Below are 24,868 nucleotides of genomic sequence, written 5' to 3'. Positions count from 1 at the left end.
TGGGCGATCTAGTAGACGCCGCACATCCCGTCGATGGAGACCTCTTCGATCAGGTCGTCGGCCTCGACGAGATCCTCAGCCGGGTCCTGCTCGACGGCAACGTCGAAGGGCTCTGCCACAGCCGTCTGTTCGTCCATGTCTCCTCCTGTGCCACGAGTGACTTCGAGATTAGTGGCATGCAGTGCCATAGGAAAGGGTGAACGAGCTCGAATCCGGATCAGCCGGCCGACATGGCTCAGGGAGCCGATCGGCGGCGCTACGGGGCTGTCGACTATTGACACCGCCTTCGTGACCTTGATGAGGTGGGACCGATCGACGGCGGGCCGCAACGACACGGAGTCCTGATGGCCTGTCAGATCACTTACGGGCGAGGGCGCAAGCTTCCATGCCAGGCACTGATGACCTCGACTTCGTCGTGCGCAATCACGAGGACCAGTACTCGATCTGGAGCAATGACCGGGAGATCCCCGCGGGCTGGGGGCGGTCGGCGACGCGGCCGTCCGGTCCGTCCGCCTGGACCCGATCGACGAGCTGTGGACGGACATGCGCCCGGCGAGCGTTCGGGCTCTGATGGATCAGCAGGCCTGCAACGGCCGCGAGTCGGAATCGGAGGTAAGAGACTGATGCCCAGTCGCTGCATTCACCAACTCTACGAAGCACAAGCCGCGTTGACGCCCGATGCCGTCGCCGTGGCCTGGGACGACGGCACTTTGACCTACCGTGAGCTCGACGAGGGGGCCAACCGGTTCGCCGCCATGCTGGTCGGCGCCGGTGTGCGACCTGAGCGCCTGGTCGGCGTCATCATGGAACCCTCGCCGCTGTTGCTGGTCACGATGCTGGGGATCTGGAAGGCCGGCGGCGTGTACGTGCCCGTCGACCCTTCTCTGCCCCGCGGTGTCGCCGAGGCGATGCTCACCGACGCCGGTGTCGTCCTGCTCGTGCGGGACGGACAGACGGCGGTGGCTCCGGACGGCGTACCCGTGGTGGACGTGGACACGCTCGACCTGGCCGGCCGGCCGGACACCTCCCCGGCCGTGGCCGTCGATCCGGCAAACCTCGCGTACTGCGTGTTCACCTCCGGCTCGACCGGCAAGCCCAAGCTGGTCGCCGTGCAGCACGCGAGCTTCGCCAACCACGCCGTCTCGCTCCGGGACGAGCTCAAGATCGGTGCGGCCGACCGGGTGCTGCAGTCCACGGCGATCGCCTTCGACGCCGCGCTGGAGGAGATCCTGCCGGCGTGGGCCGCCGGCGGCGCGGTCGTCGTGCCGGACCGGCGCCAGTTCACCAGCGTGGAGTTCACCGACCTGATCGACCGCCTGGCGGTGACGATGGTGAGCCTTCCCAGTGCCTACTGGCACCAGTGGGTGGACGATCTGACGGCCGGTCTGGTCAGCCTGCCCCCGAGTCTGCGCATCGTGTTCATCGGCGGCGACAAGATCTTCGTCGACAAGCTCCGCGCCTGGTACCGGGTGCCCGGAGCGGAGGCGGTCGACTGGGTCTCGGACTACGGGCCGACGGAGACCACCATCAGTGTCCTGCTGCACCGGCCGACCCCGGAAGAGAAGACCTCCGACGGCGATCCGGACGATTACGCGCTGGTTCCCATCGGGTATTCCTTCGCGAGCAGTGCGATCTACATCCTCGACGACGATCTGCAGCCCGTGCCGGACGGCGAGCCGGGGGACCTGTGGGTCGGCGGCCCGCCGGTGTCCCGCGGCTACTACGGCAACCCGGTCGTTACGGCCGAGCGCTACCTGCCCGATCCCCAGGGCCCGCCCGGTTCGCGCATGTACCGCACCGGCGACCGGGGCAGCCGGCGGCCCGACGGGACGCTGGTCTTCCTCGGGCGCTCCGACCGCCAGGTCAAGATCCGCGGATACCGCGTCGAGCCCGGCCAGGTGGAGAGCGCGGTGATGCGCTGCGCGGGGGTCCGGGACGCGGTCGTCATTGCCGTCGCCGACCCGCCTTTCGGCTCGCGCCTGGTGGCGTACGTCGAAGCCGAGGACGGCGGGTCCGAGGCGGTGATCCGCGCCGAACTCGCCAGCCGGCTCAACGCGGCCATGATGCCTCAGACGTTCGTGATGATGGACCGCATCCCGCGCTCGCCGCTGAACGGCAAGGTGGCTCGCTCCGCCCTCCCGCCGGTCCCCGCCGGGCCTGCTGCGCCGTTGGCGCGCGCGGACGGGCTGCGGATGACGACGCTGGAGCGCGTCCTGGGCACCCTCGGCGGCGATGTGCTCGGCACCGCGCCGCTTCCGCCGGACGACGACTTCTTCGCCGCCGGCGGCGACTCGCTGCGGGGCCTTCAGCTGCTCAGCCGGGTGACCGAGGTGACCGGCGTGGCGCTGTCGTTCGCGCAGTTACGGGCCGCATCGAGCGTCGCCGGGATCGCGGCCCTGGTCAAGGGCGAACACGAGCGCGGCGCGTCGACGGTCGCGTCGGTCGTGCCGTCGGGGGAGCGCGGCGAGCGGCGTCCCGCCGCGCGCGGGCAACAGGCGCTCTGGTTCCTGGACCAGGTGCACAGGGGTGCGCCAACCTATGCGATCCCGGTCGCCTACCGGATCCGGGGTCCGCTCGACATGGAGCGGCTGGACGCCTCGGTGACTGCGGTCGTCGGCAGACACGAGGCGCTGCGTACGGTTTTCGAGACCGGCGAAGGCAAGGTCTGGCAACGGATCCAACCCCCGGCAGCGGTGCACACCGTGGTGACCGAGGTCGCCGATCTCGACGAGGCGGTCCGCTGTGCGCAGCAGGAGGCCAGGCGTCCGTTCGACCTGGCTCAGGGCCCGTTGCTGCGCTCGACCTGTTACCGCGTCGACGCCGAGGAGCACCTGTGGCTGCTCAACGTGCATCACACGGTGTTCGATGCCTGGTCGCTCGGGGTGTTCTGGCGGGAGTTCGTCGCCCTCTACACAGGGAAGCCGTTGAGCGAGCCGGCGGTCCAGTACACCGACTACGTGGTCTGGCAGGAGCGCTGGCTGCGCGGAGCGGAGGCGCAGGAGCAGCGTTCCTACTGGCGGGCCCGGCTCGCCGGAGCCCCGCCGGCCGCCGAAGTGGGCTCCCGGCGCGAAGGTGCCGGTGCCGGATGGATCGGCACCGACGGCTTCGCCCTGCCGCTGCCCGACGACGCCGTCGACCCGGCTGCCCTGGACCAGCTGGCCCGCTCGTGCGGGACCACGGCGTTCGTCGTCCTGCTCGCGGCCTTCTTCACGGCCCTGCACCGGACGGCCGAGGCACCGGAGGTGGCGGTCGGCGTGCCCGTCGCGTGCCGGAACCGGGCGGGCACCGAGGACCTGATCGGCTACCTGGTCAACACGGTCGTGCTGCGGATGCGCTTCACCGAGGGCATGAGCTTCCGCGAACTGGTCGCGCGCACCGACGAGGTCCTGGCCGAGGCACTGACCCGCCAGGAGCTGCCGTTCGCCGACGCCGTGGAGGTCGCCGCGCAGAGCACGGACGCCGGCCAGAACCCGCTATTCCAGGCGATCTTCTCGCTGCAGTCCACCCCGCTGGACGACAGCGGCGACATCGAAGGCCTGGAGATCTCCGAGGTGTTCGTGCACTCGGGCACCGCGAAGGTCGCACTGAGCTGGGCCGCACGGCAGACCGCCGCCGGTTGGACCGGCGAGGTCGAGTACGCCGCCGACCGGTTCGACCAGGCCTCGGCGCAGCAGTGGCAGCAGCACCTGTGGACGCTGCTCGGGGCCGGCCTGGCCGATCCCGACGAGCGCGTCGACGGCTTGCCGCTGTCGGCCGGGTAGGCCGCCGAGTCCTGCGCTCGCGGCGGACCCTGCCGGACCGGCTGATCATCCAACGGCGGTGAGCCAGGAGGACGATCAGCCGGTAGGTGTTCGCGGAAAGCTACCGGCTCAGCGGAGGGCGCGAGACCACGCGGTGCGGACTCGCCTCGCCGACGGCCCCGCCGATGCGGCTGATCCCCTCGCGCAGGTCCTTCTCGTCCACGGTGAGCGTGATGCGGAAACACTGTGTGGAATGCCTGCCGGCTTCGGGCGGCCCGGAGAAGAAGCTCCGTCCCGGTGCGATGAAGACGTTGTGTTTCCTGAGATCGGCGTAGAGGTCGACGTCGCTGAACCAGTCCTCGTCGATCCACAGCCAGCCGAACATGCCTCCCTCGTTCGCGTGCAGGCGCCAGTTCACGTCCGCCGGCATTGCGTCGAGGAGCAACTGCTCGGTCAGGGTTCGGCGTTCGGCGTAGAACGGCTTGATGGCCGAGGCGACCACTTCGTCGAGTGCGCCGGAGGACAGGGCCCAGGCAGCCATGGCCTGTGCCAGCCCTGAGGCGTGCAGCACGGAGTTGGACAGGAAGGACACCAGCGGGGTGATGTACCGCTCGGGGCCGACGGCGAATCCGACGCGTTCCCCGGGCATCCCGGCCTTGGACAGGCTGAAGCAGTTGACCACGTGCGGATTCAGCACCGGTGGCGAGAACGTCGGGCCGATCTGGGGGAACGGCCGGCCGTAGGCGTGGTCGAGGAACAGAGGTACGTCCATCCGCTGGGCGATCGCGATCAGCGCGTCCTGCTCGTCGGCGCGAAGGCTGCGGCCGGTCGGGTTGCACGGGCTGGACAGCAACAGCATGCCCAGGTCCGTCCGGCGGGCCGTCGCATCCAGATCGAGCTCGTAGTGGAACGACCGGTCCTGCCCGGCCCGCCACCCGGACTCGACTCCGGCGATCCCCCCGGGCGCCATGCAGATGCCCTGATAGCCGGTGTAGTCGGGGATCGCCGGTAGCCCCACCCGGCGCGCCCCGCTGCCGTCTTCCCCGGCGTAGAGCGCGGCGGCGGCGAAGCAGAGCATCTGGCTGCCCGGGCCGACGACGATGTTCTCCGGGCCGATGGTCCACCCCAGGTGCCGGCGGAAGTGGTCGGCTATGGCTTTGACGAGGGCGGGCGAGCCCCGGGATGGCCCGTACGCGACGGCGTCGGAGAAGCTCTCGGCGACCGCCCAGCCGGCCGCCTCCCGCCACATCGCGGTGACCTCGGGGATCGCCGCGGGGTTGCCGATGCTCAGGTTGAGCCACTTGGTGTCGGAGGTGCTCGCCATCGCACTCGCCACGTCCTCCATCAGGCTCCTGAGCCCGGACATGCGCGACATCTGCGTTCCGACCTTGGACAAGCCCCCCATGGGCGGTTCCTCTCGCTCGGGTTGCGCTACAGGAGTGGCGAGCTCATGCCTGTTCGACGGTCCGGACGACGCCCAGCCTGGTCCCCGCGAACGTGACCGTGACCTGGCCGACCCACACCGCCCACAGCGCGTGCAGGTCGCTCTGGGTGTCCTCGGGGATCGTCAGCGTCGGCTCGGGCAGGTCCGCGAGGGTGCACTCGGTGTGGAAAGTCGCCAGGACCCGGTCGGTGAGCCGGTCGTTGAGAATCACGGCCAGGTGGCCGGGCCGGTCAGGCTCCCCGGACGTTCCCCGCACGGACAGCACCGGACGAACCACGCCGCCCGGCGAGTGCAGGCCGCTCGCCGCGATCGCCATCACCGGACCCGCGCCCGCCGACTCCCGCACCGGCCCGCACAGCCAGCACTCGGCCGCGACGCGCCGCCCGCCGGCCGACTCCGAATCGTCGTATTCGAATACCTGGATCCGCGACCCGCACCGCGTGCACGCTCCCTCGACGCGAGCGTCGCTCAGCCGCAGATAGGTGTGCAAGGCCGCGTACATGTCATTACCGGCGGCCAGCTTCGCCGTCGCGAGGAACGCCTCGTCCCAGCGCCGCACCGCCCGGTCCAGCCTCGCCGTGACGGCGTCGGCCGTGCGCCAGGCGTCGAGGTCGAAGGCCTCACGGATCCGGCCGATGCCTTCCCAGGCGGCGCTTTGCACCTGCTCGTTCGTGCGCCCCAGGTCCTCGAGGCTGTCCTCCAGATCCTCGTCCAGCGAGTTCTCGGCGACCGCGACGAGAGCGTGCCGGACGCGCTCCACCGTCCTGCTGCGTCCGATCATGTCCTGATACAGCGCGAGCGCCTGCTCGTGAGTCCGGAGGCGATCGGCGTCGACAGCGGCACCGTTGTCGACGGGCTCGGCCGGTGTGCGGGCGGGGAACCGCAGTGCCGGATCGCCGGCCAGGGCTATGCCGTACCCGGTGGGAATGCGATGCACGTGGTTCAGGCGCTGCACGGTCTCCCCGAGGCTGAGACCCTCGGCGAGGTACGCGGCCACCAGGCCGACGGTGTCGGCGTCGGCGTGCAGCTGGCCCAGCGTGCCGATGGCGGCGAGGGTCAGTCCGCTCAGAGCACTGACACACAGGCTGTTCGTGGTCGGATGTTCGCCCACGGCCACATCGAAGGTACTGCAGCCCATCAGGGCCACCACGGCCGCGTGCAGCCCCGCCGCCGGCACCGCGGTGCGCAGCAGCTTCGTCGTACTCCGGCAGCGGTCCGCGCCCGGATCACAGCCGTCGGTCAGCAGCTTTCCGTCGACCCGCTCCGGACCGTTGGCCCCGCAGACGACGAGCGAACCCAGGCTGATGTGGCCGAGGTCGGAGTGGCCGCACACGGACAGCACCCGCCACGGCGCGTCCAGGATCGCCCCGAGCCGCTCGGGGCGGGCTACCTTGAGGTCGTCGGGCGGTCCGCACACCCCGTTGACCGCGTCGATGAGGACGTCCTCTCCGGCGGGGACGCGCGTGTGGGCGAGCGTGATCTTCGACGCCTGGAACTCGGCTTCCGCGAGATCGGCGGCGAGCACGAACCCCACGGGCACATCGTGCCGCGCCGACGACGTCACCCACTCGCGCACCGTCTCGGCCACCAGCGTGTGGCGACTGGCGATGAGCAGCACCGAGGTCGGCGTCGGTGTCGGTGTCCTCGACAGCCAGCCGGAGGCGACGTCGACGTCCACCACCGGGCGGCCGAGATCGCGGCCCAGGGCGAGCGCGGCCTCGCGCATGCCCTCGTCGCCGCACGCGATCACGTCACAGGAGAGGTCCGCGGCAGGCCCGTCCGGCCGCGGCGGCAGAGCCCGGTAGGCACCGAGTACTTCAGCACGCGTGGGTTGATTCGACACAGTCACCCGTCAGTTTTCCGCGAGAGGAGAATGGCCTGGAACTGCTTCGGGGGTCCGCTCCGGCCCGGTCGCGGCGGCTCGGGCCGCGATCCCGGTCAGACCCAGGGAATCCATCGCTGCCTCGGGGTGGTCGAGCAGCACCGCCAGGATCTCCTGGTACGCGGCGCAGTAGCCCTGCGCGGCCTCCTGCGAGTACGTGCACAGCGCGAACTTCCAGTCCACCGCGATGTGCGCGGGAGTGATTTCGCAGACCGCTGACAGGTCGTACAGCCCTTCGGCCGCCGCCGTCACCACGTCCGACACGCTTCCCTCGTCGAGGGTCAGCCCGCCGACGGCTCCCGCGGAGAACGTCGTCCGGATCAGGGCACTGCCGAGCCCAGTGCCGGCCTCCCGTAGGCCGGCAATCGCCTGGGTGAAAGGCAGGTCCTGGTAGTCGATGGAATCCATCAAGTCCAGGGACACCTCCGCCAGCACGGCGGCGAACGACCGAGACAGGTCGATCCGCGACCGTTGGACCACCATGTTCGTGAGCATCCCCACGGTCCGCGCGAACCGCGGCGGGCGGACACTGGTCACCGTCCCGAGCGTCACGTCGCCGTCACCGGTGGCGGCGACGATCATGACGTCCATCGCGCACAGCAGGACGGCGAACGGCGTCGCGCTGGTGCGGCGCGCGAACGCCTGCACCGCGTCCGACAGCTCGCTCGGGAGCATCGTCGGCAGCATGACCGTGCCCAGCGCCGCCGAGTCCCGTTCGGTGGCCCGCTCCGTCCCCGGCAGGGTGCTGCCGGACATCCCCGCCAGCCGCTCCCGCCAGAACTCCGTCTCCTCATCGAGGCCGCCGTCGGCCAGGGCCGCCAGCTGCTCGCGCACGAAGACCCCGTACCCCGGAGCGGCCGGCCCGAGATCGGGCGGGGTCCCCCGGCGCGCCGAGCGGTACAGCTCGCCGAACTCCTCCAGCACGACGACCATCGACTCCCCGTCGCACGCGATCTGGTGGACGACCAGGACCAGCCACGTCCGGTCCGCGGAGACCCGGATGGCGGCGAGCCTGATCGGCGGACCGGCCGACAGGTCGAAAGGCCTGGCCGACACCGTGTCGATGGCCGCCTGCAGCTGTTCCGACCGCGTTTCCTCCGGCGAATCCCGCAGGTCCAGCACCTCGATGGGCACCGGATCAGGGTCCTGAACCACCTGGACGACGCCCGCATCCGTCTGCCGGAACACCGTGCGCAGGGCCTCGTGCCGTTGGATCGTCGCGTTGAGCGCGAACTCTGCCGCCGCCACGTCGAAGGCGCCGTCGTAGAAGAACACCTCCGGCATCGTGTACACCGAGCTCGTGCGGTGCCGACTCCAGAACAGCCACATGTCCTCCTGGAGCGGGCCGATCGCCAGCTCGTCCGTCAGGGGACTCATGGCCTCGGCTCCGGCAGCGGCCCCCGCGACGGATCCGTCAGCCGGGTGGTGATCACGTCGTGCACCGTCTCCGCCTGTTCGAAGATCGCGAAATGGCCGCCGCTGAGCGTGCACATCTCGAAGTCGGCGCTGGTGTGCTCGACCCAGCCCTTCACCAGATCAGGGGTGCTCCACTCGTCCTCCGTGGCGGCGAAGGCCGTGATCGGTACCGGAAGCGGCTCCTGGAGCTGGTACGGGTATTCCTCGTTGACCTGGAAGTCGGCGCCCATCAGCGGCTGGCGCTGCTTCAGCAGCAGGTGGTCGGTCAGCACCTCCGGCGGGGTGCCTCCCAGCGCGCCCAGGAACTCGGCCACCTCCTCGATCGGCAGCTCCTCCAGGCGGTGGCGCGGCATCGGCAGGTGCGGGGCCCGGCGGCCGGCCACGAACAGCCGCTCCGGCAGGGCCCAGCCGAGCCGGCGGAACTCTCTCACCAGCTCGAACGCGCAGATGGCGCCGGTGCTGTGACCGAACACGGCGTAGGGCGTGTCGAGGCGAGCGGTGATCTCCGGGGCGAGCTCGCGGACGTATCGGGCGACCTCGCGGATCGGAGCCTCGTTACGCCGTTTCTCCCTGCCGGGCGGCTGAACCGGGTAGGCACCGACGTGCGGTGCCAGTCCGGCGCCCCAGGCCCGGTACGATCCGGCGCCCGCTCCCGCGTGCGGCAGGCACAGCAGCGCGATCCTGGCGCCGGGAGACACCGCGAACGGCAACCACGGGCTCTTGGACACCTGCGGCATCAGTTCACTCCATTGCTCGAGAGAATCTCCGCCGTCTCCCAGTCGGGATGAGCGACCGCCGTGCCCAGCACGGCGCAGAGGTCTTCGGCGATGCGGCCCACCGTCGGCGGGTCGTAGCGGTCGGGGTCGTATTTCAGGACGGCGTCGTAACCGTCCTTGTCGACGGCCAGGTCCAGCTGCAGGGCACCTTTGCCGTGCGGGTGGACCTCGATCCGTTCCGCCCTCACTTCGGGCAGGTCCAACCGGCGCACACTGTCGTCGTCCAGTCCGAGTACGGTCGGGCACAGCGGCGCGTTGCGCAACCGCCTGCGAACGCCGGTCCGGGCCATGATCTGGGAGTAGGACAGAGTGCCGTGGGTCATCGCGCCCAGCACCGTCGTCCGGGTTTCGGCGACCAGGCCGGCGAATTGCTGCCGCGCCGGTACCGGACACCGCAGCGGGACGAGGTCGGTGAGGCAGCCGATCATGCCGTCCAGGTCGTCGTCCCTGCGACGGGACACCGGCGTGCCGATGACCGTCTCGTCCGCGCCGAGATAGCCGCAGGACAGCGCGGATAGGGCCGCTGTGAAGACGGTGAACGGAGTGGTGCGCGCGGTTCGGGCCAGGCCGTGGATCTGTCGTCCCACTTCCGGTGCGATCGTGAAGTGATACGTGCCGCTGCGTGAGCTGGGCCTGGTCGGCGGGGGCCGATCGGCGAGCGGTGCCAGCGGCACGGGGATGTCGTGCAGGCGCTCCCGCCAGTAGTCCACGGCGAGGGGGTCGAGGTCCGCCGCGCGCTGCGTCAGCGCGTACTCTCCCAACTGCGGCGAGACCGGCGGCAGTTCTGCCGGGCGGCCCGCGACGCGTGCCGAGTAAAGGCGGGTGAACTCGGCGTCGAGGATCTCGAAGGACCATCTGTCCACCACGGCGTGGTGGAACTGGACGAGCAGAACCGACTCCGTCGGCGTGATGTGCAGCAGGCCGGCCCGCAGCGGCGAGACGTCCAGGTCCAGGGGCCGCCGCGTGAGGCGCCGTAACTCCTTGTCCAGGTCGTTCTCGCGCAGATTCAGGTGCTCCAGTACGGTCTCGTGGACCGGCTCCACGACCTGCACCAGCTGGTCGTCCAGGATGGTCAGCCTGCTGCGAAGACACTCGTGCCGGTCGACGATCCGGCTCAGCGCCCATTGCGCGGCGTCCGCGTCCACGGCCCCGTGGAGCCGGTACGCCCAGGACTCCAGATAGCGGGACGGCTCGCCGGACAGGTGCTCGTCCAGCCAGACCGACTCCTGCTCGAAGGTCATCGGGTAGACCTTCGTGCCACTCACGCGCGGCCTCTGCGCCGGGGCTGGAGTGCCAGTTCGGTCAGTGCGGCGTGGTCCAGCTTGCCGTTGCCGGTCACCGGCAGCTGGCTGACGGTGCGTACGACGGCGGGCACGAGGTAGGAGGGCAGCGAATCGGCCAGCTGCTTGCGGATCGAGAGCGGATCCCCGCCGTCGGCTTCGGCGGGGCCGTCGGGCACGTAGAACAGGGCCAGTCCCTGGGCACTTCCGTCCGGCCCCGGCACCGCGATGGTCGCGCAGGACCGGATACCGCCCAGAGCCCGTACCGCGACCTCGATCTCGCCCAGCTCGATCCGGTGCCCGCTGATCTTCACCTGCCGGTCGACGCGCCCCAGGAAGTGCAGCACTCCGGCGTCGTCGGTCACTCCGACGTCACCGGTCCGGTACACGCGCACCGGGGTTCCCGCCACGTCGATGGTGGGGAACTTCTCCGCTGTCAGCTCGGGGTTGCCGAGATAGCCGACGGCCAGACCGTCCCCGGCGGCGCAGATCTCCCCGCTCTCGCCCTGCGCGCAGGGCTTGTCGTCCGGTCCCAGCAGGATGACCCGGGTACCCGGCGCCGCGAGCCCGACCGGGACTCCGCCCGGCAGGTCGCAGTCCGCCTCGCTCAGCGGCCAGGTCGTGGTGAGCATGCAGTTCTCCGCCGGACCGTAGCCGTTGTACAGCGGGATCTCCGGGTGCCGCCTGACGAAGCGCCGCACATGGTGCGGGGAGAGCTTCTCGCCGCCGGTGTAGACCCGGCCGAGCCCGGCGAAACAGTCTTCGTCCTCGTCGACGAACATGTTGAACAACGAGGTGGTGAGCCAGAGAGTGTCCACACCGTGCCGGCTGATCAGTTCGCGCAGCATTCCCGGCATCAGGTGGTCGCCGTCGACCAGCACCGACGTCCCGCCGGCGACCGTCTGGCCCCACAGCTCGAAGGCGTACATGTCCCACGGCAGCGGAGCCGCCTGCGGTGTCGCGTGTCCCGGGCCGAACCCGGCCAGGCCGCCCTCGGTGAACATGCGGGTCACCGCCCGGTGCGGTGCCACCACACCCTTCGGCCGGCCCGTCGTCCCCGAGGTGAAGAAGACGGTGGCGGGCTCGGAGGCGTCGACCGCAGGCCCGGTGAACCCTCCGCTGCGGTCGGCGGCCGCTGCCAGGTCCTCGATCTCGGGCCGGTAGGTCCGCAGGCCCTCGGTCGCCGGCGACGGGCCGCCGACCACAACCGGAGAGCCGGTCTGCTCGACGAGCATCCGCACCCGTTCGATCGGCCACCGCGGATCGATACCCGTGTAGGCCGCGCCGCATTTGAGGATCGCCAGTTGGAGCGCGGCCAGCAGGGCCGAGCGGGGGAGGAGAGTGGGAACCACCTGGCCGGCACGGACACCCAGGTCCTGCAGTTCGGCGGCGTAGCCGTCCGAGGCCCGGTTCAGCACCGCATAGCTGACGGGCTCACCGGCGGCGACTAACGCGGTGGCGTCGGGCTGTCGGGCGGCGTGCCGGGAGATGGCCCCGTGGACGGTGCGCTCGTCAGGCATCTGCCGCCTGTCCCTCGGCCGCCACCCGCTCGGCGAAATCGGACAGGATGTCGGCGTCGAACAGCCATACCGGCAATGCCCGGACGCCGAGATCGCGCTCTATCCGGGCGCATATTCGCATGGCCTGGAGCGAGGTGCCGCCCAGGTCGTAGAAACTGTCGGACCGTCCCACCCGGTCGATGTCGAGAATCTCCGCCTGAATATCCGCGATCGCCTTTTCCAGAGAACCCTGCGGCTCCTCGAAGCTCACATCGGTGAACGATTCCCGGGCTTCCCTCACGGTGCGTCCCTCGCATTCAGCTGCCGGGCACGCTGCACGCGGCCCAGCGCATGTTCCTATCACGAAAGCAGACATCTGATCTAGGTGTTGCCATCGGTGCAGGGCTGTCGTCGGGTTGTCATCGGCTGGTGCGGTCGACGGTCGATCCGTTGGGTGACGCTGTCAGGGAGCTGGGACGCGCGAAACCTCTGGCACTGGATCGGTCGCCCGAACCACGCACCGCGCGTCGGCGCCGCGACCCGCCGGCGCCCACCATACGCGAAGCGGCCCGCGTCGTTACCGAGATCGAATCCGAACACGAAATCCGAACAGCGCCGCAGGCGGACCGGTAGCATCCTGCCGGAGAGATCGATTGCGGAGGAGCTGTTCATGCCCTTAGTGAGCACCGACGGGGTCCGATTCGCCGACCGGCGGCCGGGGTCGTTCACGGACATGGAAGTCGAAGTCAGGGCTCTGATGGAAGTCGGGCCGACACCGTGCCGGCCGTCGCGGACGCGAGCCTGCCTGCCGACGCGGTGAGTGCGGGCGCCGTACGAGCTGGGCGTCTCCTGGCGGTCAGCGATCTGCACGTCGCCTATCCGGAAAACCGGAGTCTCGTGGAGGAGAACCTGGTCCCGGAGCACGACGACGACTGGCTGATCATCGCCGGGGACACGGCCGAGCGGGTCTCCGACGTCGAATGGGCTCTCAAGGTCCTGAGCGACCGGTTCGCCCGGGTGGTGTGGACGCCCGGCAACCACGAGCTGTGGACCCATCCCAAGGATCCGGTCACGCTACGCGGGGTGGCGCGCTACGAGCACCTCGTCGAGTCCTGCCGCAATATCGGGGTCCTGACTCCGGAGGACCCGTACGAGGTCTGGACCGGGGACGGCGGCCCGGTCACGGTGGCTCCGTTGTTCGTGCTCTACGACTATTCCTTCCTGCCCCCCGGGTGCGCGACGCCTGACGAGGGCATGGCAATGGCCCGTGAAGCGGGCGTAGTGTGCACGGACGAGTACTTCCTGCACCCCGACCCCTACCCCAGCCGGCAGGCCTGGTGCGAGGCGAGACTCGCGGCCACCGAGGATCGGCTCGCGGCCTGCGATCCGCAGCTGCCGACCGTCCTTGTCAACCACTATCCCCTGACCCGCCACCCGACCGAGATCCTCCACCACGCGGAATTCGCGCAGTGGTGCGGTACGACGCGGACCGAGGACTGGCACCGGAGGTTCCGGGCCGTCTCAGTGGTCTACGGCCACCTGCACATTCCTCGGACCACCTGGCACGACGCGGTCAGGTTCGACGAGGTGTCGCTCGGCTATCCCCGGGAAAGATCGCAACGGCGGTGGCCTGTGGAGCCGGCGTTCCCGCGGCAGATCCTGCCGCGAGCAGTCGAGCGCCTGCGACCGAGCCCGCCGGAGTGACAACGGGCTCCTCCGGCCCCTTCTGCCGAGGACGCGGACGGGCCCGCGTCCCCACCGCCAACCGCACAACGGCTGATCCGGCGCGCACCGCGCCGCGATCCGCCACGGCACGATCCAGAGGGCACGAATGATCCAGAGGGCACAGGAAAGGGAGTAGATGTCGATACCAGACCGCCGGGAGGCAGTAGCCATCGGCGAGAAGGCACCGCTGCTGGACAGTCCTGTCTCCTCGTACAACGAGTGGGATCCGCTGGAGGAGGTGATCGTCGGGATCGTCGACGACGCCAGCTTCCCGACCTGGCACATGTCACTTCCGTCGGTGCTGCCGGAGGGCCAGGTCGAGACCTTCCGCAGCCAGGCCGGACGTCCGTTTCCGCCGCACCAGGTCGAGGCCGCGCGCCGCGAGCTGGAGGAGTTCGTCCGCATCCTGGAGGGCGAGGGGGTGACGGTCCGGCGGCCCGAGCCCATCGCGCAGCGGCAGGTCTACAGCACCCTGGACTGGGCCAGCACGGGGCTGTACGCGGCGATGCCCCGGGACGCGCTCCTGGTCGTGGGCACCGAGATCATCGAGTGCCCGATGGCGTGGCGGTCCCGGTACTACGAGTCGCTGGCGTACCGGCCCCTGCTCAAGGAGTACTTCCAGGGCGGGGCCAAGTGGAGCGCCGGCCCGAAGCCGGAGCTCACTGACGCGCAGTTCGACCAGACCTGGACCGACCCCGGCGAGGACGATCCGCCGCGGCTGGTCGTCACCGAGTTCGAGCCGACCTTCGATGCGGCCGACTTCACCCGGTGCGGTCGCGACATCATCGCCCAGAAGAGCAACGTCACCAACGAGTTCGGCATCGAGTGGCTCCGTCGCCAACTGGGCGACGAATACCGTGTCCACGTGCTGGAGTTCAAGGACTCACACCCCATGCACATAGACGCCACCCTGGTGCCGATGGCGCCGGGCAAGCTGCTCATCCACCCCGAGCGGGTCCCCGAGGTCCCCGAGCTGTTCAAGAGCTGGGACGTGATGACGGCGCCGACGCCGGTGATCCCGGACGGGCACCCCCTGTACATGACGAGCAAGTGGCTCAACATGAACATCCTGATGCTCGACCACGAGCGGGTGGTCGTCGAGCGACAGGACGAGCCGATGATCGAGGCGGTGCGCAAGTTCGGGTTCACCCCGATCCCGTGCGACTTCCGCAACTTCAACAGCTTCGGCGGGTCCTTCCACTGCGCGACGCTCGACGTGCGGCGGCGCGGCACCCTCGAGTCGTACTTCTAGAGCGAGGAGCGGACCGTGCAGATATGGAGAACCTCCCGCAAGGACTTCTTCCTGGCGGCGATCAGCGCGGCACAGTTCGCCGTCACGCTGGTCCTGGCTCTGAGCTGGGCGAACGCCTCGCCCGCGGCCAGGGTGGCCGGCGGAGTACTGGTGACCCTGATGATGACCTACAACATCATCGTGGTCTCCCACCTCTTCACGCACATGCCCTGGTTCGTGAGCTGGCGACTCAATGCCCTGGTGTCGCTGGTGAACTCCGTGAACATCGGCCAGTCGGTGCAGGCATACCGCCTGACCCACGTCCGCAACCACCACCGGTTCAACAACGACCGGCCGGCCCCGGACGGCACCACCCGCGACACCACGTCGACGTACTCCAAAGGGAAGAACGGTCGGCACCGGCCGCTGCTGCCCTATGCGGTCGGGGGCGCCGTCGACTCCTTGTACACGCGGGTGAAGGACACGGTCGCCGTCGTGCGCCTGTGGAAGGTCGGGAGCAAGGAGGAGAACCTGTTGACCCTGGCCTCGCGCAGAGATCAGGGCAGGAGCCGCGAACTGCGCCAGGTCCAGGCCGACCGGGCCGTGCTGTTCGTCTCCCTGGCACTGTTCACGGCGATCTCGTGGCAGTGGACCCTGTTCTGCTACCTCCCCGCGTTCTTCGCGGCGCTGACCCTGGTCAACGTGCAGAACTACTACCGCCACTTCGGGGCGAACCCGGATGTGCGCGCGGCGGACTCGGTGAGCCACTACAACCGGGTCTACAACTTCCTCACCTTCAACGACGGATTCCACCAGGAGCACCACCTCAGTCCAGGCTCGCACTGGTCCCGGATGCCGGATGTCAAAGCGCGGCAGCAGAACCGTCTCGACGCGCAGCCGCGCATCGTCAGTCCGGTGCCCGCGATGCTCGGGTTCCTGCACCGGCGCCGGCCCCAGCTCCACCTCGACCCGGATGCCGTGAACGGCGCCGGATGACGGTGTGATCCACAACCGGCGAAGAACGGAGTCGGCATCCTTGCCGGGCGCGGCTCGCGGTGGCACCGCGCCGCGTCCGGCAGGCGCCAGTTCGTGGTGGGTGCCGCCCGACCGGCTGTCATGGTTCGCGATCCGCAGATCGAAACGCTCGCGAACGGTGGTACTCCAACGAGGGTTTGTTCAGGGCCCGTTGACTCCACATCAGGCGCTAGGTACGTTTGCTCATATGTCGCAAGGCGTCACTGACTCCATAACGGGGGGTCGAGGGACTCGACATCGGTTCGCGCCGGAGATACTGGACAGTGTTCGTCAGGCATCTCGCCTCGACAACTGGCACGGACCCGTCGAGCTCGTTCGGCACTGGTTCTGGATCGCGTTCTGGTCCGCTACGGCGGTTTTCGCGTTCGGCAACTGGCCGCTGTTGGCCTCGATCCCGGTATATCTCGTTGCCGCCTTCTTCATCGGCGGACGTCAGCGCGCCTTGGCGGGTGCGCTGCACATGTCCACGCATCGCGCTTTCATGGCTCACCACCGCCTCGAAAGCCTCCTCGGTGCCGTCTTCGGCGGTTACCCGGTGTTGCAGAGCTTCACGGCGTACCGGGCCTCGCACCTTGGTGAACACCATGGCAGCCTGGGCGACCCGGAACGCGATCCCGACTACCGGCAGTACAAGGACAACGGCCTGTGCGGCGACAACTTGGGGCGTCCGGCGCTGAACCGCTATCTGCGCAAGGTGGTGGGCCCACGCCAGACAGGCGCGTACATCCTCTATCTGCTGAGGCACCGGATCTACTCGAAGAGCGAGGCGCCGGCCGAGCGGGTGGTGCGCATCGCCCTGATCGTGGCCGTGCTGGCGTGGTCGGTGATCGCCGGCTGGTGGCTGTGGCTGATCCTGCTCTGGTTCGTGCCCTTGGCCACGACGCAGGTTTGGATCGGCGCGGTCGCTGAGTTGATGGAGCACTTCCCGCTCATCGAGAACGCGCCGCGCGTCGACCTCTACATGTCCTGGAACCGGGAGTACGGGTTCGTGACCCGCTTCCTGTTCGGCGAGATCGACGGAGAGGGTTTTCATCTGGCCCACCACCTGTTCCCCAGGACGCCGATGTGGCGCCTGCGCGAGGTCGACGCGATCTTGGCGCAGGACCCGGCGTACGCGTCACTGCCACGCCTGAGCGGGGTGCTCGGCGGGATGGTTCAGATCTACCGTTCCCTGCCGCCGACAGGACGTGCGTGAGCCGCTCCCGGCTCACGCTGGCGTCCGACTCGCAAGGCGATGGCTGTCCACACCTCAAATCGCTCTGCTGGACGGGTGAACATGGCTGGTCTTATGTCATTGGTCGCGCAGTTCGAGCGACAGGCACAATCGACGCCGCACGCGGTCGCGCTTGACGACGGCGGTCAGCTCACCACGTACGCGCAACTGGATCAGTGGTCCGACACCGTCTGCGCCGACCTCATGGCCGCGGGTGCCGTACCCGGCGGTCTCATCGGTATCCTGCTCCCTCGCGATTCGCAATGGGTTGCCGCGATCCTCGGCGTGCTGAAGACAGGTTGCGGATACGTACCCCTGGATCCGCTGTATCCCGACGAACGTCTTGCCATGATGATGGAGGACGCGGGCTTGAAGCTGATCCTCGGCGATCCGGCGGGCGCCGATCTCCCGTCGAGCCCGCTGCGCGTGGACATGCCGGGCGCGCAGGCCCGGAGACGGTCGACGTCCCGCCCGCCGTTGGGCCCCGACTCGCCGGCGTACGTCATCTACACGTCGGGATCGAGCGGCCGGCCGAAGGGTGTCCCGATCCGGCATCGGAACGTGCTCGGCCTCGTCCAGGCCGCCAACACACGCGTGCGTTACCGGCCCACGGATGTCTGGTCCCTGTTCCACTCGTTCTCCTTCGACGTCTCGGTGTACGAGATGTGGGGCGCCCTGCTGACGGGTGCCCGCATCGCCACCGTGCCGCAGCACGCGCGGGTGGACCCGGCCGGCTGCATCGAGTTCTTGAGAGCCTGCCGGGTCACCGTGCTGAGCATGGTTCCGACGGTCTTCCGGCATCTCGTCGCCTCGGGCGCCGGACCGCAGGACGAACTGGCGGTGCGGCAGGTCATCTTCGCGGGCGAAGCCGTTGACCCGGTTTCGGTCTCGAAGTGGCTGTCGACACAGCCGGCCCAGCGGCGACCAGTGGCCTTGAACATGTACGGGATCACCGAGTCGACAGTGCACGTGACGCTCCGAGAGATGACAGAGGTCGACTTCACCAGGACCGACCCGGGCACGTTGATCGGCACGGCGCTGGCGCACGCCCGGATGCGGCTCGTGGACTCGCAGATGCGACCGGTCGAGAAAGGGGACATCGGCGAGATCCTGCTGGACGGGGTGGGCGTGACCGACGGCTACCTGGGCCGGCCCGAACTCAACCGGGAGCGCTTCGTCGAGCTGGCGTCGGCGGACCGATCGTCGGTGCGCTGTTTCCGCACCGGCGATACCGCCAGGTGGGACGAGGAAACGGGAAGCTACGTCTACCACGGCCGCATCGACGATCAGGTGAAGGTGAACGGCCACCGCATCGAGTTGGGTGAGGTAGAGGCATGTTTGCGGGCTTGTCCCGGCGTGTTCGAGGCCGCCGTCGTACTGCACAACTCCCCGGGCCGCGCTCCGAGCCTGCTGGCCCACGTCGTTGCCGATCCGCCCGCTGCGGGCCGGGCGGAGCAGAGCCCTGAGTCAGGCGACCCGAAAGCGTCGGGTCGCGCGATCCGGGAAATCAGACGGGCCCTGGCCACAAAGCTTCCCCGACATATGATTCCCCAGCACATCGAGCTGGTTTCGAGCCTGCCGCAGACAGAATCGGGCAAGGCGAATCGCAAAGGTCTGGTTCCGAGCACGCCTGCCGGGGACTAGAAGTGCCGCATTGTGGCAGGTTGTTGATGACGCCTTCGGTATCAGGAGGCTGTTGCCGACGTTGCCCGATGTCGGTAAGTTCGAATAGACACCGAAATCAAAGAATTCCAATTGGGGGAGTTTGTGTCGCGTCTCGAGGGTAAGGTCGCTTTTATCACCGGGGTCGGTCGTGGACAAGGCCGCAGTCATGCCGTTCGGCTGGCTGAGGAAGGCGCGGACATTATCGGGATCGACATCTGTCGTGACTTCGAATCCGCGCCCTACCCGATGTCGTCGGAGGAGGACCTCGCCGAGACGGCGCGGCAGATCGAGAAGCTCGGTCGGCGCGTTTTCACCCGGGTTGCGGACGTGCGTGACGCGGTGGGCCTGCGCGCCGCCCTGCAGGAGGGCGTCGAGCAGCTCGGCCGCCTGGACTTCGTCGTTGCCAACGCCGGCATCAGCGCCGCCCAGTTCAAGATGACGACGCTGGAAGAGGACATTCAGGCGTGGAATGACGTCATCGACGTGAACCTGACCGGCGTGTGGCACACCTGTCAGGCGGCCATCCCGTATCTGCTCGCCGGAAACCGGGGCGGGTCGATCATCCTCATCGGCTCGACCGCGGGGCTGCGTGGCGTGGGCGCGGGCCCGTACACGACAGCCAAGCACGGCGTCGTGGGCATCATGCGCGGCCTGGCCAATGAACTGGCCGAGGACAACATCCGGGTGAACGTCGTGCACCCGACCGCGGTCAACACCCTGATGGCGACCAATCCGGGGATGGAGGCGTTCCTGGCCGCGGAGGCCGCGCGGGGAGTGCACTCGCAGAACGCGATGCCGGTCGAGCTGTTGGAGCCCTCTGACATCAGCAACACCGTCGCGTTTCTGTGTTCCGACGATTCCCGTTACATCACCGGCACCAACGTCCCGGTCGACGCGGGGTTCGTGAACCGCGTCGACTGACGCCGACGATCCGTCGTCTCCAGGCGATCATGTCCTCGCCCCGCGGTGATCGGGCGAGGACACGGCCTTGGCGAGAAGCCTCAGCCGACCGTCGGCCTGGGTCCGCCCAGTCGGCCGGCATCACGGGCCAGGATCTCCAGGACCGCCGCAGGCTGCTCGAAGGGGAAGAAATGGCCGCCGGGCACCACGTGCGCGGCGTGCGCGGCATCCGTCCACGCAGCCCAGCTCCGGCAGTGGATCTCGGCTCCGGGATCCTTGTCGCCGGTGATCGCGATGATCGGTATGTCCAGGCGATCGTCGGCCGTGGGCGGGCGGCCGAGGCGACAGGATTCGGCCACGGCCATGTCGGCTCGCATGACCGGCAGGATGACCTCTGCCACGTCTTCGTCCACCATGTCATCGGGGGTTGCGCCCCATTCGCGCAACGCCTCGATGAGGGTCTGGTCGTCGGCGTCGGCCAAAGTGGTGTCGAACACGACGTCCGGCGCGGCCGAGCCGGCGGCGACGAGCAAGGACAACGGACGCGAACGCCGTCGCAGTCGCCAGGCGACCTCGCGGCCGAGAAGCGCTCCCACGCTGTGCCCGAAGATCACGTAGGGACGTTCCGCGTATGCGTCGATCGCCGCGGCGATGTCGTCTGCCAGCGGTATGAGCGAGGAGACCGGGGGCTCGGAGAAGCGGCTCTCGCGTCCGGGGGTGTGGATCGCGACCAGCTCGAGCCCGGGCGGCCGGACCGGAAGCCACCGCCGGAACAACGCCGGGCCTGAACCCGACGGTGGGAAGGCGAACACGAGCAGACCAGTCGTCGGTCCGGAGATCACCTGGAGCAGTCGATCAGTTGACAACTTCTTCTACGCTCCCTTCGCGCCGGCGGATTGGCCGGTACTGTCTGATCGACATCGGTGGGCACAGGCTCCCAGTGGTGTCGGCGCATGAGCAGTCCGAGTCCGACCGGCGGATGTCGGTGACGGAAACTACGTACGGGAGGTTGCCGACCATGATGGCGCACGAACAAAAGGTCTCGCAGGTGGTGGCCGAGGTGATCGGGATCGACGTCTCCGAGGTCGACGTGGACACGAACTTCTTCGACCTCGGAGGCAACTCGCTGTTGCTGATATCGCTCGTCGAGGAGCTGAAGTCGACGCTGGGTATCGAGACCGACATCGTCACGTTGTTGGAGTTCCCGACGATCGAAGGGTTCGTAGCTCATTGGAACGCTCAGCAGGACGGCGCCGACTCGGCGCCCGCCGACCACAGCCGGGCGTAGGCTCCGTCCTGGTCGAGCAGACCCTGATGGGATCCGACCTCTGCGATGCGGCCGTTCTCCATGACGACGATGCGATCCGCGTCCTGGGCCGTGTGCAGGCGGTGCGCGATCGCGATGACGGTCCGTCCCTCAAGGACGGTGGCCAGCGCCCGCTCGAGATGCCGTGCCGAGCCCGGATCCATCTCGGAGGTCGCTTCGTCGAGTATCAGCACCGGCGGATCGGCCAGGAGCAGCCGGGCCAGGGCGATCTGCTGCGCCTGCGCGTCGCTGACCTCCTCCGCGCCCGCGCCCACCGCGGTGTCCAACTGCTCCGGAAGGCCGGCCACCCACTCGTCGGCACCGACCGCCTTCAGCGCGTTCCACAGCGCGAGGTCGTTGGATGCCGCCTGCGGTTCCCGATCCGCGTAGGCGGCGGACAGTTCGAGGTTCTCCCGCAGTGAGCCCCCGAAGATGTACTGCTCCTGAGTCACCAGCACCACGTGCTTGCGCAGTTCGCGAGGCGCGATCTCCTGGAGCGGCACCCCGGAGATGTCGATGCTGCCCGCGCGTGGATGGTAGACGCCGGACAGCAGCCGGGCCAGCGTCGACTTGCCGCTCCCGGTCTGGCCGACGATCGCGATCCGCTCGCCGGTCCGCACCGCCAGGTCGATCCCGTGCAGGACTTCCGGTCCGTTCTCGTAGGCGAACCGGACGTCCCGCACGGACAGATCCGCCGAGGTGATGTCGCCGTGCTTCGCCGGTGTCCGCTGGGTGTGCGTGTCCGAGACGCCGAGAATGCGCGCCAGTGACGCTCTTCCCATCTGGAGCGTCCCGACCCAGTCGAGCAGGGTCTCCAAAGGGATCATCATCTGCAGCGTGTACACGGTGGCGGCGGTGACCTGGCTGAGGTCGACCCAGCCTCGGGTGTAGGCGTATCCGCCGAGCAGCAGGATCGGGGTCAGCGGCAGGACGAACAGGAACTCTTCGGTGGTGTACAGCACTGTCCGGATCCGCAGCCTGTTGTAGACCGCGTCGTACCACGCCTGGGCATCGAGTTCGGCCCGGCGTATCCGGTCTGCTTCCAGGCCGAATGCCTCGATGGTGGCCGCCCCCTCGATGGTCGCCGTCAGACCCTCGGTGAGGCTGGCGGAGGCTTCGGCTTCGCGGAGATAGGACTGATGCGCACGGGCCAGATACCAACGAGTGACCAGCACGAGGGGCGGCACGATGATCAGAACCGCGAGCGACAGCAGCCACGACACCAGCAGGAGCGCGCCGATGCTGAGCACGAGCCATACCAACGCCTCGGTTACCGAGGGCACGGCCAGCTGCGCACTGCGTCGCAGCCTGTCCGTGTCCCCCGTGGCGCGCGTGACCAGATCGCCCTCGTCGGACCTTTCGACCACATTCTGCGGAAGCGCGAGTGTGTCGTCGACGAACTTCTCGCGGATTTCGGCCAGGACGACCGCGGCCAGCGCTCCCGCGGCCCGGAACGCATGGCGGATGAGGAAGGTCTGCAGCAGGATGAATCCGGCGAACACGCCCGCGAGCGCCGTCACACTGCCCGCCGTCGCCGTTCCGTTCTCGATGCCCTGGACCATGGACCCCAACAACCGGGGGCCGACAAGGCCGCAGACCGAGGCCATCGCATACAGCAGCAGAGTCCAGGCCAGTTCTCGTTTCCGGCGACGCGCGGCAGTCGACAGAAAGCGGCGGATCGCGCGCCCGTCAGCTACGGGAAGTATGCGGGCGCTCACTGCCCGACCACCGACGCCTCGTCGCGCGCCATCAGCTTCCGGTACTCCGGGTGCCCGTCCAGAAGTTCTTCGTGGGACCCGGTCGCCACCACGTGACCACCGTCCACGTAGGCGACCACCTGCGCCTGCTGGAGTATCAGTGGGCTGACCGTGAACACGACCGTACTTCGCTGACAGGATCCTGACTCGTGATACTGGGCCAGATTCCTCGCTATGGCGTGCTCTGTGTAGGCGTCGACAGCATTCGTCGGCTCGACAAGCAAGGTGAAGTCCGCATCGGTGAGAAGTGCCCTGGTGAGTCTCAGGCGTTGCAACTGACCCCCTGAGAAGGTCCTGCCACGCCCGGTCATCTGTGTGTCCAGACCGTCGGGCAGCGCGTCGATGATGTCTGTCGCGCTTGCGATCCGCAGGGTGTCCGCGACCTTCTCCGGCTCGGCGGTTCCCGACGGTTCGATCTCATGTCGGATCGTGCCGGCGAAGAACCGGTCGTTGTTCCGTGCCAGCAGGACACGGGAACGTGCGACCGCGATCGGCAGGGACGACAACGAATCGTCGCCCAACTTGACATTGCCGGAGTCCTCGAAGCGGGCCAACCGGCGGGCCAGCATCTCGGCATCCGAGGACTGAGCGCAGGCGACTGCCATCAGGGTCGACGGCGGAAGGTCCAATCCCGAGTCGGTGTCGACCAGGTGCGCCGTTCCCCGGGTTTCGGGAGTCGACGCCGGGCTTCCCCGGTCCGGCGCCGGCGTGTTCAATAACGCTGTCACACGGCCGGCGGAGACCAGCGCCCGTGTGATCTGATTGGCGCCTTCCATGATGTCGTGGAGCGGCAGGGTGAGGAAGACGGCGAACGCGTAGAACTCGACCAACTGGCCGACCGTCACCTGCTCACTGAGCACGAAGCGAGCCGCCGCGTACGTGACGATCACGGCGATCAGACCCGGCATGAGGACATCCGTGGCACTGAGATTCGCCTCGGCGCGTGCCACCCGGGCGTCCGCGACCCGCAACTGTGCCGAGTCGGAGTGGAACGCCTTCGCGAACTGCCTTTCGCCGCCGATCCCGCGCAGCACCCGCAGCCCCGAAGCGATGTCGACAGCCCGTCCCGCCAGTCGGCTCTGCTGAGACCGGTAGTCGCCTTGGTGCCGGTGCAGCGGACGCAGCAGGAGACCGCCGAGCAGTACGACGGCGGGAACGGTCACCAGGACCAGGAGTCCCAGCGGGATTTTAATCATGAACATGATCACCGTGATGACGATGACGGCGATGACCGAGCCCACGACCCGGCCGACGTGTCGCAGCCCATTGCCGATGGCCGTGACATCCGACGTGGCGGTCGCCGTCAGGTTGCCGACGTCCTGCTCCCGCGAGAGCGAGGCGCCGAGCGCGATCAGGTGCTGCGTGACCAACTGCATGGTCAGGCAACCGGACAGGGTGGCGGTGATGGTCGACTGCCGGTAGAACGCGGTCCCGGTAACCGCTCTCACCACGCCCAGCAGAAGGATGACGACAGACCACAGGATCACCTCGCCACTGTCATGCCGCCCGATGCCGTGGTCCAGCGCCCACCCGATCGCGACCGGAATGATCACCTGGCTCGTGTTCCAGATCCCGGACGTCAGAGTCGCCCAGATCATGCCCGCCTTCTGACGTGCGATCAGCGCAAGGAGGTATCTGGCTGCCGATCTATGGTCAAGTCTCGCAGGTCCAATCGTGGGGATCCGCTGCATGAGGTTGAAGTACCTTTCGGCGTCGTCCGGATTGAACAGCCTGTCGTTCGGGCGTCGTTCGGGCTCGTACCGCGGTCACCGCGACCTGCTCATCCGGGTGATCCAGACGGCAGGCTACCTGAGTATCAGTCCATTGGCGTAGTGGTCAGAAGGCTTCCGCGCACCGGTCGGAGGTATGTTTTAGCCGAACTGGGGCTCTGGATCGGGTAATCGCGGCGGCGTCGGCGCATGAAGTCAGGGTCTCCTCGATAGTTCGGGGTTGCGAAGCCACTCGGGCACCCCGGGAGACCCTGTTGTCGCAGCCTTGC

Annotated in this window: 20 protein-coding genes; 9 read left to right on the top strand and 11 right to left on the bottom strand. The window is 68.5% G+C overall.

What is annotated here, in order from left to right:
- Positions 1-8: 8 nt before the first annotated feature.
- A complete protein-coding gene (mftA, locus tag ACZ4O3_RS13030; protein ID WP_362713596.1) occupies positions 9-137 on the bottom strand; it encodes a mycofactocin precursor MftA in 129 nt (42 codons plus the stop codon).
- A gap of 248 nt (positions 138-385) precedes the next feature.
- Between mftA and ACZ4O3_RS13025 the strand changes: the two genes are divergently transcribed.
- Positions 386-571, top strand: a complete 186-nt coding sequence (locus ACZ4O3_RS13025; protein WP_467722173.1) for an MbtH family NRPS accessory protein — start codon at positions 386-388, stop codon at positions 569-571.
- Between the two features lie 52 nt (positions 572-623).
- Positions 624-3,761: an amino acid adenylation domain-containing protein gene (locus ACZ4O3_RS13020; protein ID WP_467722172.1), complete on the top strand. Its 3,138-nt coding sequence runs from the start codon at positions 624-626 to the stop codon at positions 3,759-3,761.
- A gap of 100 nt (positions 3,762-3,861) precedes the next feature.
- Here ACZ4O3_RS13020 and ACZ4O3_RS13015 read toward each other — a convergent pair whose 3' ends face one another.
- The 7 genes from ACZ4O3_RS13015 to ACZ4O3_RS12985 all read right to left on the bottom strand — a co-directional run bounded on the left by ACZ4O3_RS13015 (position 3,862) and on the right by ACZ4O3_RS12985 (position 12,338).
- Positions 3,862-5,145, bottom strand: a complete 1,284-nt coding sequence (locus tag ACZ4O3_RS13015) for an aminotransferase class I/II-fold pyridoxal phosphate-dependent enzyme (RefSeq protein ID WP_362713600.1) — start codon at positions 5,143-5,145, stop codon at positions 3,862-3,864.
- A 43-nt stretch (positions 5,146-5,188) separates the two neighbouring features.
- On the bottom strand, positions 5,189-6,934 hold the full coding sequence (locus tag ACZ4O3_RS13010) for a hypothetical protein (protein ID WP_467722171.1): 1,746 nt from the start codon (positions 6,932-6,934) through the stop codon (positions 5,189-5,191).
- A 102-nt stretch (positions 6,935-7,036) separates the two neighbouring features.
- A complete protein-coding gene (locus tag ACZ4O3_RS13005; protein ID WP_362713604.1) occupies positions 7,037-8,443 on the bottom strand; it encodes a condensation domain-containing protein in 1,407 nt (468 codons plus the stop codon).
- Complete coding sequence (locus ACZ4O3_RS13000) at positions 8,440-9,219, bottom strand: thioesterase II family protein (protein ID WP_362713606.1); 780 nt, start codon at positions 9,217-9,219, stop codon at positions 8,440-8,442. The genes ACZ4O3_RS13005 and ACZ4O3_RS13000 overlap by 4 nt, the downstream gene beginning before the upstream one ends.
- Positions 9,219-10,523: a condensation domain-containing protein gene (locus ACZ4O3_RS12995; RefSeq protein ID WP_362713608.1), complete on the bottom strand. Its 1,305-nt coding sequence runs from the start codon at positions 10,521-10,523 to the stop codon at positions 9,219-9,221. The genes ACZ4O3_RS13000 and ACZ4O3_RS12995 overlap by 1 nt, the downstream gene beginning before the upstream one ends.
- Positions 10,520-12,058, bottom strand: a complete 1,539-nt coding sequence (locus tag ACZ4O3_RS12990) for an amino acid adenylation domain-containing protein (protein WP_362713610.1) — start codon at positions 12,056-12,058, stop codon at positions 10,520-10,522. Before ACZ4O3_RS12990 ends, ACZ4O3_RS12995 begins: the two co-directional genes overlap by 4 nt.
- Complete coding sequence (locus ACZ4O3_RS12985; protein ID WP_362713612.1) at positions 12,051-12,338, bottom strand: phosphopantetheine-binding protein; 288 nt, start codon at positions 12,336-12,338, stop codon at positions 12,051-12,053. The genes ACZ4O3_RS12990 and ACZ4O3_RS12985 overlap by 8 nt, the downstream gene beginning before the upstream one ends.
- A 515-nt stretch (positions 12,339-12,853) precedes the next feature.
- On the opposite strand from ACZ4O3_RS12985, the gene ACZ4O3_RS12980 reads away from it, so the two are divergent.
- The 6 genes from ACZ4O3_RS12980 (at position 12,854) to ACZ4O3_RS12955 (ending at position 19,827) form a co-directional block, all read left to right on the top strand.
- Entirely contained in the window at positions 12,854-13,741 is an 888-nt protein-coding gene (locus tag ACZ4O3_RS12980; RefSeq protein ID WP_362713632.1) for a metallophosphoesterase family protein, read from the top strand.
- Between the two features lie 157 nt (positions 13,742-13,898).
- On the top strand, positions 13,899-15,014 hold the full coding sequence (locus ACZ4O3_RS12975; protein ID WP_362713614.1) for an amidinotransferase: 1,116 nt from the start codon (positions 13,899-13,901) through the stop codon (positions 15,012-15,014).
- 15 nt (positions 15,015-15,029) lie between these two features.
- Complete coding sequence (locus tag ACZ4O3_RS12970; protein WP_362713616.1) at positions 15,030-15,989, top strand: fatty acid desaturase family protein; 960 nt, start codon at positions 15,030-15,032, stop codon at positions 15,987-15,989.
- Between the two features lie 226 nt (positions 15,990-16,215).
- Positions 16,216-17,223 (top strand): fatty acid desaturase, encoded by a 1,008-nt coding sequence (locus ACZ4O3_RS12965; RefSeq protein WP_362713618.1) that lies wholly within the window; start codon positions 16,216-16,218, stop codon positions 17,221-17,223.
- Between the two features lie 99 nt (positions 17,224-17,322).
- Entirely contained in the window at positions 17,323-18,885 is a 1,563-nt protein-coding gene (locus ACZ4O3_RS12960; RefSeq protein WP_362713619.1) for an amino acid adenylation domain-containing protein, read from the top strand.
- A 111-nt stretch (positions 18,886-18,996) separates the two neighbouring features.
- Entirely contained in the window at positions 18,997-19,827 is an 831-nt protein-coding gene (locus tag ACZ4O3_RS12955; RefSeq protein ID WP_467722170.1) for a mycofactocin-coupled SDR family oxidoreductase, read from the top strand.
- Between the two features lie 80 nt (positions 19,828-19,907).
- On the opposite strand, the gene ACZ4O3_RS12950 is transcribed toward ACZ4O3_RS12955, so the two are convergent.
- A complete protein-coding gene (locus ACZ4O3_RS12950) occupies positions 19,908-20,648 on the bottom strand; it encodes a thioesterase II family protein (RefSeq protein ID WP_362713634.1) in 741 nt (246 codons plus the stop codon).
- Between the two features lie 176 nt (positions 20,649-20,824).
- On the opposite strand from ACZ4O3_RS12950, the gene ACZ4O3_RS12945 reads away from it, so the two are divergent.
- On the top strand, positions 20,825-21,094 hold the full coding sequence (locus ACZ4O3_RS12945) for an acyl carrier protein (RefSeq protein WP_362713623.1): 270 nt from the start codon (positions 20,825-20,827) through the stop codon (positions 21,092-21,094).
- On the opposite strand, the gene ACZ4O3_RS12940 is transcribed toward ACZ4O3_RS12945, so the two are convergent.
- On the bottom strand, positions 21,046-22,830 hold the full coding sequence (locus ACZ4O3_RS12940) for an ABC transporter ATP-binding protein (RefSeq protein WP_467722169.1): 1,785 nt from the start codon (positions 22,828-22,830) through the stop codon (positions 21,046-21,048). The genes ACZ4O3_RS12945 and ACZ4O3_RS12940 overlap by 49 nt on opposite strands.
- A complete protein-coding gene (locus tag ACZ4O3_RS12935) occupies positions 22,827-24,467 on the bottom strand; it encodes an ABC transporter ATP-binding protein (protein ID WP_362713627.1) in 1,641 nt (546 codons plus the stop codon). Before ACZ4O3_RS12935 ends, ACZ4O3_RS12940 begins: the two co-directional genes overlap by 4 nt.
- Between the last annotated feature and the right edge of the window lie 401 nt (positions 24,468-24,868).

The organism is Streptomyces sp. NPDC026515 (genome assembly GCF_055567595.1).
The sequence above is the reverse complement of the archived record's forward strand: the minus strand, read 5'-3'. Positions and strand labels throughout refer to the sequence as shown.